13 protein-coding genes are annotated in these 13,183 nt (G+C 43.6%); 2 read left to right on the forward strand and 11 right to left on the reverse strand.

The window, feature by feature from the left end:
- Positions 1-16: 16 nt before the first annotated feature.
- The 5 genes from OQJ75_RS02785 to OQJ75_RS02805 form a co-directional block, all read right to left on the reverse strand.
- Positions 17-421: an ExbD/TolR family protein gene (locus OQJ75_RS02785; protein ID WP_004731145.1), complete on the reverse strand. Its 405-nt coding sequence runs from the start codon at positions 419-421 to the stop codon at positions 17-19.
- Positions 418-978 (reverse strand): MotA/TolQ/ExbB proton channel family protein, encoded by a 561-nt coding sequence (locus OQJ75_RS02790; RefSeq protein WP_265970665.1) that lies wholly within the window; start codon positions 976-978, stop codon positions 418-420. The genes OQJ75_RS02785 and OQJ75_RS02790 overlap by 4 nt, the downstream gene beginning before the upstream one ends.
- Positions 978-2,354, reverse strand: a complete 1,377-nt coding sequence (locus OQJ75_RS02795; protein ID WP_265970664.1) for a MotA/TolQ/ExbB proton channel family protein — start codon at positions 2,352-2,354, stop codon at positions 978-980. Before OQJ75_RS02795 ends, OQJ75_RS02790 begins: the two co-directional genes overlap by 1 nt.
- Positions 2,354-3,121 carry a DUF3450 domain-containing protein gene (locus OQJ75_RS02800; RefSeq protein WP_265970663.1) on the reverse strand — a complete coding sequence of 256 codons (768 nt, stop codon included), beginning with the start codon at positions 3,119-3,121 and terminating at the stop codon, positions 2,354-2,356. The genes OQJ75_RS02795 and OQJ75_RS02800 overlap by 1 nt, the downstream gene beginning before the upstream one ends.
- A gap of 178 nt (positions 3,122-3,299) precedes the next feature.
- The gene (locus OQJ75_RS02805; RefSeq protein WP_265970662.1) at positions 3,300-5,396 is read right to left on the reverse strand and encodes a TonB-dependent siderophore receptor; all 2,097 of its coding nucleotides are present in this window, start codon (positions 5,394-5,396) and stop codon (positions 3,300-3,302) included.
- A 559-nt stretch (positions 5,397-5,955) separates the two neighbouring features.
- On the opposite strand from OQJ75_RS02805, the gene OQJ75_RS02810 reads away from it, so the two are divergent.
- On the forward strand, positions 5,956-7,260 hold the full coding sequence (locus tag OQJ75_RS02810; protein WP_048660112.1) for a dicarboxylate/amino acid:cation symporter: 1,305 nt from the start codon (positions 5,956-5,958) through the stop codon (positions 7,258-7,260).
- A 171-nt stretch (positions 7,261-7,431) separates the two neighbouring features.
- Here the strand turns inward: OQJ75_RS02810 and OQJ75_RS02815 are convergent, their stop codons facing one another.
- The 3 genes from OQJ75_RS02815 to OQJ75_RS02825 all read right to left on the reverse strand — a co-directional run bounded on the left by OQJ75_RS02815 (position 7,432) and on the right by OQJ75_RS02825 (position 10,033).
- Positions 7,432-8,817 (reverse strand): sensor histidine kinase, encoded by a 1,386-nt coding sequence (locus OQJ75_RS02815; RefSeq protein WP_265970661.1) that lies wholly within the window; start codon positions 8,815-8,817, stop codon positions 7,432-7,434.
- Positions 8,814-9,479: a response regulator transcription factor gene (locus OQJ75_RS02820; protein WP_265970660.1), complete on the reverse strand. Its 666-nt coding sequence runs from the start codon at positions 9,477-9,479 to the stop codon at positions 8,814-8,816. Before OQJ75_RS02820 ends, OQJ75_RS02815 begins: the two co-directional genes overlap by 4 nt.
- An 80-nt stretch (positions 9,480-9,559) precedes the next feature.
- Positions 9,560-10,033, reverse strand: coding sequence for an NYN domain-containing protein (locus OQJ75_RS02825; RefSeq protein ID WP_004731130.1), 474 nt, complete (start codon positions 10,031-10,033; stop codon positions 9,560-9,562).
- A gap of 266 nt (positions 10,034-10,299) precedes the next feature.
- Here OQJ75_RS02825 and OQJ75_RS02830 point away from each other — a divergent pair, with 266 nt between their 5' ends.
- A complete protein-coding gene (locus OQJ75_RS02830) occupies positions 10,300-10,842 on the forward strand; it encodes a DUF4174 domain-containing protein (RefSeq protein ID WP_265970659.1) in 543 nt (180 codons plus the stop codon).
- Between the two features lie 30 nt (positions 10,843-10,872).
- Here the strand turns inward: OQJ75_RS02830 and cobA are convergent, their stop codons facing one another.
- From cobA to nirD, 3 genes are all read right to left on the reverse strand, one after another.
- Positions 10,873-11,643 (reverse strand): uroporphyrinogen-III C-methyltransferase, encoded by a 771-nt coding sequence (cobA, locus tag OQJ75_RS02835; RefSeq protein ID WP_265970658.1) that lies wholly within the window; start codon positions 11,641-11,643, stop codon positions 10,873-10,875.
- 276 nt (positions 11,644-11,919) lie between these two features.
- Entirely contained in the window at positions 11,920-12,735 is an 816-nt protein-coding gene (locus OQJ75_RS02840; RefSeq protein WP_017062558.1) for a formate/nitrite transporter family protein, read from the reverse strand.
- A 122-nt stretch (positions 12,736-12,857) separates the two neighbouring features.
- The gene (gene nirD / locus OQJ75_RS02845; protein ID WP_239846466.1) at positions 12,858-13,181 is read right to left on the reverse strand and encodes a nitrite reductase small subunit NirD; all 324 of its coding nucleotides are present in this window, start codon (positions 13,179-13,181) and stop codon (positions 12,858-12,860) included.
- Positions 13,182-13,183: the final 2 nt, after the last annotated feature.

Here is a 13,183-nt window from a genome sequence, read left to right on the forward strand (position 1 = left end):
TGAAGATCCTCCAAGATCATCGCTTTTCAGCAGCAAGCGCGATGTTTTTAACACCCGCACCTTTAGCGGCGTCCATCACTTTAACAACCGTACCGTTGTAAGCGTGTTCATCCGCTTGAATAACCAAAGAAGCATCAGGTTGTTCTAGCAACAAGTGTTCTAACGTCGCTTGGACACGCTCAACATCAACAACACGTTTATCGATGAAGATGTCATTCGCAGAAGTAATCGCAACAAAGATGCCCGCATCCTTTTGGCTTACTACGTTAGATGCTTGTGGGCGATTGACTTCAACCCCTGATTCACGAACAAATGAACTGGTCACAATAAAGAAAATAAGCATGATAAATACAATATCAAGCATCGAAGTAAGGTCTATTTGAGCCTCTTCGTTTTTTGAATGACGTCGACCGAGTCTCATCGTTGACTCCTTAAAGATTTTTCTAATTTCAATTCTAAGCGGTTACACACTTTCGCTAAACGAGCGTGAACAAACATGCCCGCTAATGCAGCAACCATACCCGCCATGGTTGGCAGTGTTGCCAACGAGATACCTGAAGCCATCAATTTAGGGTCACTGCTTCCTTGAGTCGCCATGACATCGAAAACAGAGATCATACCGGTAACGGTACCCAGCAAACCCAACATCGGACAAATAGAGACTAACAGCTTAATAAAGTTCAAGTTCTGGTTAAGTAAGATACTCGCTTGCCCTAACCAACCTTCACGAATGGCTTTGGCGTGCCAAGAAGAGTGATCTTCTCTTTCATGCCACTTAGTAATCCAAGCTTGGCGCTGCTTTGGAAAGTAGAACGCAAGATAAAGTACACGTTCGACTACAAGCACCCAATAAACCAGGACGACAGCCGCTAGCCACCACAGAACGAAACCGCCCTGCTCCATAAAGCTTGATAAAGACAGCAGCCAGTCACTCGTTAACCAACGCGCTGGTAATAGAGAACCCGAAAAAATATCCATTACGCAGCAGTCCCAACTGGTGATACGACAGCTTTTGATTCAACCGTTTTTTCTGCCTGCTCAGCAACAAGACCAATACCTTGTTTCTCAAGAATATTGCGAATATTTTCAGCCTGAGTGCTAAGAATGTTGTGTGCTAATAGAATAGGCATTGCTGCAACAAGACCAAGTACGGTTGTTACCAGCGCCATCGAAATACCACCCGCCATCACTTTAGGGTCGCCATTACCAAACTGTGTGATCACTTGAAATGTTTCGATCATGCCGGTTACAGTACCTAGAAGACCTAACATTGGAGCAAGCGCTGCCAATAGCTTAAGCATCGATAAGCCTTTCTCTAGGTGAGTCTGTTCATCCACTACCGCTTCTAAAAGTCGTAGCTCTAGTGCTTCAACGGTTTGGTTTTGCTCTTTGTTGTAAACCGCAAGAACACGACCTAGTGGGTTATCACCCGCTTGCTCTGGATTCTTAAGTTGAGCGCGAATTTTCTGGCGAGCGATAGCCAAAGAAATACCACGAACTAATGCGATGATTAAGCCAATTGCCAGCAAGCCAAGAATCACTTTACCAACAACACCACCGGCTTGAAGGCGATCTATGAGGCTTGGTGTTAGCGCTAGTTGCTCTAGCATGAACCCACGAGAAGGATCGACAACCACGTTAGACACATCGCCATTAGCTAATGTAGATAGCGATGCTAAAGTTGGACCATTCGATGGCTGTTTCAGATACGCAATCGCATCTCCACGCTGAGTGTTCCAGCTAACATAGCCTTGGTCTGTTACCAGGCCGATTGAACCTAAGCGATAAGCGTCGACAGTTTGTGTGTTGCCTTCACCATTGATGAAAGCAATTTGAGATTTGCTAAGCTCAGAGCTCGCTTGAATCTGCTCTACCATACTCATCCACAAGCCAGAAAGCTGTGGCATTGATGGTAGTGATTTCGCATCGATAATCTGATCAACAGTCGCTGTGTGCTCCGCACGATCAACACTGTTTACTGTTGAGCTAAGCTCTGCGCCTAGTTCTTTAGCATTTTGACGAACGACACCGAACAGCTCGCCTAAGCTACCGGTTTCTAAACGCAGCTTCTCTTCTAAGCGAGCAAGCTTGTTTTCGTTATCACTGAAGGTTTGAGTCAGAACATCTGTCGCACCTTGGATAGAGGTACGTTTCGCTTCAAGCTGAGCTTTGATCGCTTTCAGTTCTTGTTCTGTCTTTTTGAAATCAGCTTCACGCACTACGTTGTGAGAAGCTTGAGTTCGACTCTCTGATTTTGCTTTATTAACTAGCTGAGCCGTCGTGTCTGATGCAGAGAAAGCAGAAAATGAAATAGACGTAATGCAAAGCAATGCTGCTAATGGTTTTAAGTTCATTACTTAACCTCCGCAACAGTTAAAGAAACAGGTAAAGTAATTAGGCTTGGCGCCGCTTGTTGGCTTGCAATGTCGTAAGCTTTATCTAGCTCAGATTTCATTGAAGAATCTAGCTCTTGCCACTGATTTTGTGTTTGATTCCAAGACCAGTATTGGCTGCCATTTAGGTTACGAGCCACCAAAGAGATACGACCTAGATGCAACACGTCAGCTTCAATCGTTCTATCGTTGCTCAATGCAATACGACCTTGGTAAGCACCGAGCTTGATGCCGTAGTCCATCTCGATTTGGTAAGCTTCTAGGATACGACGATACTTCTCAGCATCACTCACATCAGCACGAATCATCATTGCTTGTAGCTTTTCAACTCTTTCCAGACGCTGTTCTTTCTTGATTGGCACATCTTGCTCAACTAACTGTTGAAGGCCATCAATCATCTGATACATCAGAGGCACAACACCTTGACGTGTGTATTTGATTTCGTCGATCTGCCCTTCAATGCTCTGAGCTTCTTGTTTCTGGCTCTCAACCAATGCAGCAAGGTGATCGTGATAGATTTCTAGATTTTTCACTTCTTCTTGCAGACGCTCAATCTCAGCTTGCAGCATTAAAGTCGCTTGTGAGCTTTTATCAATAACCTTTTGGCTCGAAGCCGACGCGTTATTGGTCTTGTTTTGAATTGATTGAGCTTGATCCAAGCTGTTTGCCATAGAAGACGTTGCAACCAAACTGATGGCAAGCGCTAGGCTAGTTTTTAAAAGATTCATAATTGTAGTCATTTACTATAGAAGAAGGTCAAATGAATTTTATTGATAAGCACTCTCATTATCATTAAAAGTCACTCTCATTACTAGGGATATTTTTACTGAATAACAGAATCACGAAAAGGGAAAGCCGAAACTTTCCCCTTAGTATTTAGGCTAACAATAGTACCCTACTAACAAATTAGTATTTTACCTGTAAAGTCGCCATGTAGTTGCGGCCTTCGCCGATTACTACGTCTTCAGCAAATTGGTGGTTTGAAGATGTTGAACCGCCACCCGCTAGGTATTCTTTATCAAATACGTTCTCTACTGTTAGACGCGCTACGAAGTCAAGAGAATCGTCGTACTTAAGCGTGTATGCAGCACCCATATCTACACGAGCGTAGCCGTCTTTCTTGAATGTGTTCGCGCTATCACCGTAACGAGAACCTTCGTAGATAAGACCTAGGTTTACATCAACTTCGTTTGTTGCTGCATAAGTAGACCAAACGCTTGCTGCAAACTCAGGTACGTCTACTGGACGGTTACCTTCATATGTTTCATGGTTAGTGATTTCAGCATCTAAGTACATTGCAGAACCAGACATTGAGAAGCGCTCTGAAATAAAGCCTTGTGCGGCTAGCTCAGCACCACGGTGAACTTGTTCGCCACCTTGTGTCTTCGTCCAATCACCTGATGCAGTGTCTTCTACATCCATTGAGATGTTTTCTTGAGTGATATCAAATACCGCACCAGAAACAAACAGACGCTCGTCCATCAGCTCCCACTTAGTACCGACTTCGTAAGAAACACCCGTTGCTGCGTCAAGAAGTTCACCATCGTTGGTGTAGTTGCGGCTTCCGCTAGAAACAACACCTTGTGGTTCGAAACTTTCAGAGTAAGAAGCGTAGATACTACCGTTTGATGCTGGGTGGTAAATCACGCCAAGCTTAGGCGCCACGTTTTCTTCTGCTACGCCATCACTTACTTTACGGTCGAAACGAGCACCCGCAAGAACTTGCCATTCATCATTGATAGTAATCAAATCTTGGATGTAGAAGCCCCAAGTATCGTAAGTACTCATCTTACCTAACGATGTTGGACCCACTGACGGCGCTGGTACTGTTGCATCTGGTGCGTATTCAGCGCTGCTGAAGCGATCCATACCACGGTAGTAGCTGTAACCTAACCAGTTAGCACCGAATAATAGTTGGTGCTCTGTGCCCGCAAGATCAGCGGTTGTTGTTAGATCAACGTAAGCCGTTCTGAAACGCCATTTATCATGACGGTAGTTACCGCCTTGAGTCACGGTGCCCGTACCATCAGGATTCATATTTGAAAAGCTTGGGTAGCTTTCCATATCAATACGTTCGAAATCTTGGTAATTGAAACCTGTTTTTACTGACCATGTATCAGTCAGGTTAGCAGCAATATCAAAACCAACGTTCTCAACATCATTCTCGATCTGTGACCATTGTGCATCCCAGATGTGCTTGTCGCTACCCACTCGGTTGCCGTCTAGTGTGTATAGAGCGCCAGAATCTACGCTACCTTCGTCGTTAGTTTTGTCGTAATGAACAGAAACCGTAACGTCTTCAGTAACATCGTAATCAACGAATACACCACCAACAAAACGTTCTGTTTGTGGTTCAGTTCCGTCACCGTAAGTTCTCCAAGAGCCGTAGCTTTCTTTAGATAGAATCGCGCGACCACGTAGAGTTTCAGCATCGTTCAAAGCGCCACTTACGTCTACCGTCGTACGAGAATGGTCATTAGAACCAATATCTTGGCTAACACTTACTTGTGTATCGTAAGTTGGCTTCTTGCTTACCATATTGATCAAACCACCTGGTGCAGAAATACCGTAAAGAAGACCAGAAGGTCCTTTTAGTACTTCAACACGCTCTAGCAGTTCAATTGGTTGACGGTAGTGAGACCAATGTTGCTGGCCATTTTTAAGGAAGCCCGAAGAGCTTTCTACCGAAAAACCACGTAGAGAGAAACGTTCACGGTTACGGCTTGTACCGCCAGCACTTACACTCGCGTCATTTTTAAGCACGTCACCAAGCGTTGTTGCACGCTGTTCATCGATGATTTGCTCATCGATTACTGAAACTTGTCCCGGAGTCTCTAATTGAGTCGCCTCCATGCGCATTGCTGTTGTGTTCGTGTCGGCTTTGTAACCGTAGTCACGACCTTCAACAACCATATGCTCGTCTGTTTTTACTGTTTCTGCCAATACTGCTGGTGAAGCTAATACCGCGCCGATCACTAAAGCCAATGGGCTCTTTGAAAACATGTCCTTTACTCCGTTTTTATTCTTTTAGACGAGCACTTTGTTATTTATTCGATGTGCTCGCTGAACCGTTTCCGGTACCACTGAATTATTCCGAGAGAGAATATAAGTGATAACTATTACCATTTGCATTAAATTTACATTCTTTGCATTCGTAAAGTTTTGTAAAGGCGTGTCGGGGAGTCGTTTTTATAAAGTTAAACAAAACCAATTCAATACAGATGGTTAGAGAGCATTTACGCTAAAAAGTGGTTATCGACGTCAAATCTTTTGAAACAGCGTTATTAGCTCCACCTATTTAAGATGGCAAGATTGATAAGAAAATTATCTCTTCTTATTTACTACCTTTGAAACGACAGCTTTATGTATAAAACTCTCGATAAATGTAAATTTATGGTGAATTATTTTGTTTGATTTTGTTTAATTGACGGAATTATCAGTGATTTTGATCACATCTATAATTCCAAACTCATTTTTTGTTTTTCGATTTGAACAACCGACTGCTAATCTCCTGCTCACTTTGAAAAGGTATCAAAGTTACAAATAATAAGGAGTGTTCTAAATGAATACCAAGAAACCTATGTCTCTGACTGGTCGAGTAATCCTCGGTATGGTCGTAGGTATATTAACGGGATTTGCCATTCAATCCCTTTTTGCAGACAGCGGATTTGTTAACAACTACATCGTTAACGGACTCTTTGAAGTAGGCGGACAAATCTTTGTCGCCAGTTTAAAAATGCTTGTTGTGCCTCTAGTCTTCGTTTCACTAGTGTGCGGTACAAGTTCTCTTAAAGACTTATCAACTCTTGGCCGTATGGGTGGCAAAACGCTTGCACTTTATATCGGTACTACTGCCGTTGCCATCACTCTAGCATTAACTATCGGTAACCTGTTCCAACCTGGAGCTGGTGCGGATCTTACTGCTGCGAGCTCTTTCAAATCAGCGGATGCCCCTTCTTTGGGCCAAGTTATCATCGACATGTTCCCTACCAACCCTATTCAGGCTATGGCTGAAGGTAAGACACTGCAAGTTATCGTGTTTGCTGTGTTGTTTGGTATCGCAATCAGTGCAGCGGGCAAACCCGGCGAACGTATCGCTGCAGTTTTCTCTGATCTAAACGAAGTGATCATGAAGCTTGTTGCGCTACTGATGAACCTTGCTCCTTACGGTGTGTTCTTCTTGATGGCGAAACTGTTCTCAGGCCTTGGCTTAGGTGCAATTTGGAACCTAGCAGAATACTTCTTAGTACTTGCAGGTACCCTACTGTTACACGGCTTGGTGACTTACAGCGCAATGCTTAAAGGATTCACAGGTCTTAGTCCGATTACGTTCCTACGTAAGATGGAAGATGCAATCATGTTTGCATTCTCAACGGCATCTTCGAACGCAACAATTCCAGTAACAATGGAAACAGCTAAGAACCGCATGGGCGTAGACAACAAAGTCGCTTCTTTCACAGTACCACTAGGTGCAACTGTGAACATGGACGGCACTGCAATCATGCAAGGTGTTGCGACTGCGTTTATCGCGCAAGCGTACAACATCGACCTTTCAATGGGTGATTACCTAATGGTTATCCTAACGGCGACACTGGCGTCTGTTGGTACTGCAGGTGTCCCTGGTGTTGGTCTTGTTATGCTAGCGATGGTATTGAACCAAGTTGGTCTACCGCTTGAAGGTATTGCTCTAATCATGGGTGTTGACCGCCTTCTTGATATGATTCGTACCGCTGTAAACATCACAGGTGATAGTGCCGTATCTATCATCGTTGCTAAGTCTGAAGGCGCTCTAGACGAGTCTCGCTTCAACGACCCAGCAGCAGGTGAGAAAGAAGAAGAAGTTAAGCTAGCACGCCAACAGGCATAATCTAGTTTCGCTACGCTCTTGCCTTCGAGCTAAGGTGTAATTAATGGCTACACCTTAACTCAAAAAAGCGTATAAACAGAAACGCCACTGCAGATGCAGTGGCGTTTTTTATTGAGTATCGTTTTTTGAATTCGTATTCGGTATTAACTATCTCTAGAAAAAGTACTTAAGTTAATCGTCGATTGGGAACATAAGATTGACCCTCAGTCCCCCACCTTCTCTATTCTCAGCAGTAACGTGCCCATTCATCACACCCATCGCTTCTTTAACAATCGCAAGCCCTAGGCCGTACCCACCAGACTGTTTGTCTCGAGCTGACTCAATGCGTGTAAACGGGTCGAATATACCTGCAATCTTGTTATCAGGAATGCCATCACCATCATCTTCTACAGATATGACACTGTAACGTTTATCTGTCGTTTGTTCATACGTAGTAACGACAACATGAGCATGTTCACCTGCGTATTTAATGGCATTACCGAACAGATTGCCAATCACTCTTAGAAGCAGCCTCTCATCAACATTCACCATCGATGTTGGCGTTAATAAATCACCGACTAGGGTTTGGTTTGGCTTTAAATCGTTTTGCATCTGGGCGATCAACATTGAACAATAGTGCTCTAGGTGCATCAAGCTCAACTTGGAGTCATAGCGAGAGGTTTCTAACCGGCTAAATTCAAGTATCTCACCCACCAGCTTGTTCATCTCTTCTGTTTCATTTTCCATTCGTTCTAACAAACCAATGCTTTTATCATCAACCTTGCTGCGCAGCAGGTGCAGTGCGAGGTTTTGCCTTGCTAATGGCGTTCTTAACTCGTGTGACACATCACGAATCAAACGACGTTGCTTTTCAGCCAGAGATTGAATCTCAAAGGTCATATGATCAAAATCGTGTGCGAGCTCGTTGAATTCTCGCGTGGTGGAATTTAACTCCGATACCACACTGACCGTAAAGTCACCTTGCGCAAGTCTGCGGCTCGCTTCTCTCAATCTATCCAACGGTTGCTGCAGGCTTTTGGCCATGATAATCGAGAACAGAGACAATACGACCAATGCAATCAATGCTTTAAGCATATAGGAATATGGCGCAAAAGATTTTGCGGGGTGAAACTGGTGCGGTAGTTGGATAACCAGTGTTTTACCGTTATCCAGTGGTAAGCCGAAGATCGGCTTACTCACACGATCACTAAGTTGGTGATCTAACGTTCTTAAGTATTTGAGCTTAAATTCAAAATGCGGGTGCATGTGACGATGTGTGATCGGACGATTGTCTTTATCGATGACGAACAGATAATACTGCTGAGCATTACCCCAGTCTGCGAGTTCATCCATGTCCCCTTCTTCGATCAACACATTCGCTTGGTAAGCAAGGTCTAGCATTTCCGCTTTTACCGATTCTGGCACTTTAAGTAGCGCTTTCATCAAGGCTCTTTCAGCGACAACTTGCAGGATCAAAATACTCACCAAAATGACGGTCAGGTAACTGAACAGTTGGAAAGTGAGTCCGTCTTTACGCTTAGCAATAAAATCAGGGCAACGCAGCAATTTTTTACTCATGCTCCGACCGACTCGAGGTAACTGTAACCTTTACCACGAACGGTTTTAATATGTTGTTTAGACAAACCTGCCTGAACGAGCTTTCTACGTATATTGCTGATATGCATATCTAAATTACGATCGAAAGGACACAGCTCTTTCTTGAGTACATGGATTTGCAAATCAGATTTGGACACAACAATACCGTCATTTTTAACCAAATAATCTAGCAGGTCTTTTTCAGTGCCGGTTAATGGCAAACGAGAGAGTTGTTCACACAAGCCGTGATTAGACGAAGCTAAAGATTGTCTTTGGCGTTCAAAACCCACTCGGCGCAAGATCACCTTAATACGGGTTAAGAGTTCAGGAACATTGAAAGGTTTAGCGATGTACTGGTCGGCCCCAGCTTGGTAGCCATCGAGCATTGAGACATCGTCGTTAAGCGCGGTTAGCATAAGGATAGGAGTAGCAAAACGCTGACAAATACGTCTTGCGACTTGAAAGCCACTTAAATTGGGGAGCATCACATCGAGTAAAACCAAATCAACAGGATTCGATTGAATAAACTCTAGAGCGGATTCACCGCAATGAACGGTATCAACGTGATACCCCTCATTTTCCAATACTTCACCCAGTAGTTCACACAACTGAATATCATCATCAACAACTAAAACACGTGACATTGCACACACCGATAAATAAGAACTGTTTGCATTCTAATTATCGTTATTATTGATTTCAATTATAAAATGAGAGATTTACCCTATAGAAGAAAATCTTTTTCAATCGGTACAAATTTTGAGGCAGAATCGATAAGATTTTGAGCAGTTAACCCGGGAACACCATACACTTCAACAGGTTTGCCAAAGCGCTCTTTGATTCGCTCTACAAGGATTTCGAAATCACCATCTCCTGATACCAAAACAATCGTATCAACCGTCTCAGCAAGCTCTATCGCGTCTAACGCAATACCCACATCCCAGTCACCTTTTGCACTGCCATCTCGACGTTGAATAAACGGCTTTAACTTCACATTAAAGCCTACACCACGAAGGATATGGTGAAATTGACGCTGTTTAGGATCTTGGCTTGAGATTGCGTAAGCATTAGCCGCAACAACGTTACGCCCTTCCGTGGCAACATACCAAAACTGGTTATAGTCGAAGTTAGAACGGTATTTATCGCGTGTCGTGTAGTAAACGTTCTGAACGTCGACCAAAATTGCTATGTTTTCCATAAATTCATACCTTTAGATTTTCCGTATACCCTATTCTATTCAATTGTAAAATGCGAGTCGCTTTACTCAATAAAAATGAACCTACTGGCTATCGTTAACGTAAATCTGATTATATTTAGTGGTGACCTAAGTACCTTTGGCGTAAACCTAACTATGCTTAAAGTCAGTCGATTTGTTCTGCTGCTAGATGGCGCCGTGTTTCGTGGGCTTCATTGACGTCACAACTGAATCGTACTCAGGCTTAGCGTATTAAAAGGAGGTTGGCTATGCTACACCGACAAACACACAAATCGTGCATAAGCATTGAAACATCCAAAGCGGCGCAAGCAGTCAATCGCTCGGACGTTTGGTCTAATGTTTTAAAGGTTCTAACTATCAGTACGGTGTTAATCATGAGCTTAACCATCAACTCAGTGCTTGCCTACCCAGCTTATTCTCATTCCAGTCCACTCCCACACCGAAGCGTCATATATTTCGCGCCAAAAGAGGACTCAGTGGTCAAAGAATTTCTAAACGAAGTGTTGATCAACAACTGCCAATTGGACGAACGTGATGTGGTTATCATGGTGATTGCAGAGAGTGGCTACACCGTACCCACTTGGTTAGAAGAAGAGTTTAACCTAGAGGCAGTAACCAGCGTTTATGAGATCCCTAAAGGGTCACACACTGCGGTATTGATTGGTAAAGACGGAAAAGAGAAACACAGATGGAATGGTAAGACAGACTGGCAGAAAATCACCAATATCATCGACGAAATGCCAATGCGTCAACAAGAAATGCAGCGACAAAGTAGCCGCTGCAGTATTTAACTCTATACAAATCGATTAAGCGTGACTTGGTTACTTGTTAAACCAATCAAGTTTTTCATGAAGCTGAGCCACGCTGCCAACAACGATCAAAGCCGGGCTTTTAGCGACGCTTGCAAGGTTAGCTAAGTCACTCAACCCACCTCGATACACCTTCTGTTCCTGGCGTGTTCCATTTTCGATTATCGCAACCGGCATGTCAGCTCGCATACCATTATCGAGTAGATTCTTCTGAATATTCGGACTCTCTTTTAAACCCATGTAGAACACGATCGTGTGATTGTGTTGAGCAAGAGATTGCCAGTCGATATCTTCGCCATCTTTCTTTAAGTGGCCGGTAATAAACTGGACGCTTTGAGCGTGGTCACGGTGAGTCAACGGGATGCCCGCATAAGCCGTAGCACCAGCAGCTGCAGTGATACCAGGAATGACTTCAAATCTCACGTCATTCTCAGCCAGAGTTTCACACTCTTCCCCGCCACGTCCAAAGATAAACGAGTCACCACCTTTCAGGCGTACTACATGTTTATTCTCTTTTGCTTTAGTGACCAATAATTGGTTGATCTGATCTTGCGGTACACAGTGATGATCAAGCTTTTTGCCCACATACAGCATTTCTGCGTCTGGGTTAGCCATCGCTAAGATATCTTTTGATACCAAGCGGTCATAAACCAAAACGTCTGCTTGCTGAATCACGCGTGCCGCTTTTAACGTAAGTAAGTCTGGGTCGCCTGGACCTGCACCTACCAATGAAACAAATCCGTTGTGTACTTCTTTAACATTCGATGACGATACTTCTGACATGCTGCGCTCCGAAGGTTTGCTTGTTTTATCTCAAGCTTCAATCTATGTGATAAGTCACTGTATTCATGATGACTTATCCAAATCCTTAACCCTTAGACTATCAGGTGTTGATATAAATATTCAGTTTAAATACTAACGAAGATAGAAGTAATTATAACAAAACAGTCTATTGCGAGTAATTTGCGCAATGATATAAGGGCTTTCGAACTAAAAAGCCCCAAACATTTTGTTGGGGCTTTCAATCTCACACTAAATTACGTTTCACCGTATTCAGAATTACTTAGCGCCTAGAGAAGGAGCTGTTTTAGCGTGAGTAAGATATAGAGGAACACATGTCATTAGTAGACCACCAACGATGTTACCTAGGATTGTTGGGATAAGGTTGAAGTTCAACCATGTTGCGATACCGAAGTCAGCGCCAAGAATCATACCCAGTGGGAATAGGAACATGTTTACTACTGTGTGCTCAAATACTAGTGCGAAGAAGATGAAGATTGGGAACCACATCATTGCTACACGGCCAGACACAGTACGCGCTGTCATGTTACCAATCACACCTAGACATACCATTAGGTTACAGAAGATACCGCGTACGAAACACGTGATCCATCCGTCCATACCCATGTTTTCAAAACCTAAGCTACGGCCTGTAGAAACAGCAATGAATTTTTGAGCAACAGCGTTTGGCTCTAGAGAGAAGTTACCTGTTAATGAAACAGCCACTAGGAAAGCAACAATCAAAGAACCGATAAGGTTGCCAAGACCAACAATACCCCAACAGCGTAGGATACGGCCCCAAGTGATGCCTGGGCGGTTGTCGAACTTAGCTAAAGGTGCAAGGCCGAAAACGCCAGTGACTAGGTCATAACCCATAACACTTAGAATAACGAAACCAACTGGGAACACTAGTGCGCCAACAAGGCCAATGCCTGTTTGTACCATTGCTGTAATAGCGACAACAACCGCTAGAGAAAGAATGATACCAGCCATAGTGCTTCGAATCAGAAGGTCGCGAGTGCTTGTTTTAGTTTTCGCTTCACCCACATCAATCATCGTTTGAACGAATTCAGCTGGTTTGTAATCAGGAGACATAATGTTGTCCTTAAAAAGTAAAATTAAAAGTTAAAATTGGATAGGAAAAGGCTCTAGTTGCCGAGTTAAGGCAATATCGAGAACTAGAACCCTTGAACTATCAAATCTTACTCATCCAAAGATTAAGCAGAGATTTCTACAGCACCTTTGGTAACACGAGCTTTGTACGCTTTCACGTTGAAATTCTCGTCTTCCATGCACGCACCTGTTGTCAGGTTAAAGCGTTGCTTCTTAAGCGGGCTTGCCACCCAAAGCTCTTCTTTGTGCTCTACAATCAGACCACGTGATAACACGTTAGACTGGAAGTAAGGGTCTGTATTACTAATCGCGAATACTTCTTCAGCTTTGGTTGGGCGGAAGATAGCTACTTGCTCACCACCAACCAATGCACAAACACCTGTACCTGGGATAATGTCTTCGATCTTACAAACTTTGGTAAATGCCATGA

The sequence above is a fragment of the Vibrio sp. 14G-20 genome (assembly GCF_026241515.1).
Taxonomy (GTDB): Bacteria; Pseudomonadota; Gammaproteobacteria; order Enterobacterales; family Vibrionaceae; genus Vibrio.

Coding starts and splice junctions, on each gene's coding strand:
- OQJ75_RS02825 (WP_004731130.1), bottom strand. CDS start 10,033: ATGGAAAACATAGCAATTTTGGTCGACGTTCAGAACGTTTACTACACG.
- OQJ75_RS02810 (WP_048660112.1), top strand. CDS start 5,956: ATGAATACCAAGAAACCTATGTCTCTGACTGGTCGAGTAATCCTCGGT.
- OQJ75_RS02815 (WP_265970661.1), bottom strand. CDS start 8,817: ATGAGTAAAAAATTGCTGCGTTGCCCTGATTTTATTGCTAAGCGTAAA.
- OQJ75_RS02785 (WP_004731145.1), bottom strand. CDS start 421: ATGAGACTCGGTCGACGTCATTCAAAAAACGAAGAGGCTCAAATAGAC.
- OQJ75_RS02800 (WP_265970663.1), bottom strand. CDS start 3,121: ATGAATCTTTTAAAAACTAGCCTAGCGCTTGCCATCAGTTTGGTTGCA.
- OQJ75_RS02795 (WP_265970664.1), bottom strand. CDS start 2,354: ATGAACTTAAAACCATTAGCAGCATTGCTTTGCATTACGTCTATTTCA.
- OQJ75_RS02805 (WP_265970662.1), bottom strand. CDS start 5,396: ATGTTTTCAAAGAGCCCATTGGCTTTAGTGATCGGCGCGGTATTAGCT.
- cobA (WP_265970658.1), bottom strand. CDS start 11,643: ATGTCAGAAGTATCGTCATCGAATGTTAAAGAAGTACACAACGGATTT.
- OQJ75_RS02840 (WP_017062558.1), bottom strand. CDS start 12,735: ATGTCTCCTGATTACAAACCAGCTGAATTCGTTCAAACGATGATTGAT.
- OQJ75_RS02820 (WP_265970660.1), bottom strand. CDS start 9,479: ATGTCACGTGTTTTAGTTGTTGATGATGATATTCAGTTGTGTGAACTA.
- OQJ75_RS02830 (WP_265970659.1), top strand. CDS start 10,300: ATGCTACACCGACAAACACACAAATCGTGCATAAGCATTGAAACATCC.
- OQJ75_RS02790 (WP_265970665.1), bottom strand. CDS start 978: ATGGATATTTTTTCGGGTTCTCTATTACCAGCGCGTTGGTTAACGAGT.
- nirD (WP_239846466.1), bottom strand. CDS start 13,181: ATGGCATTTACCAAAGTTTGTAAGATCGAAGACATTATCCCAGGTACA.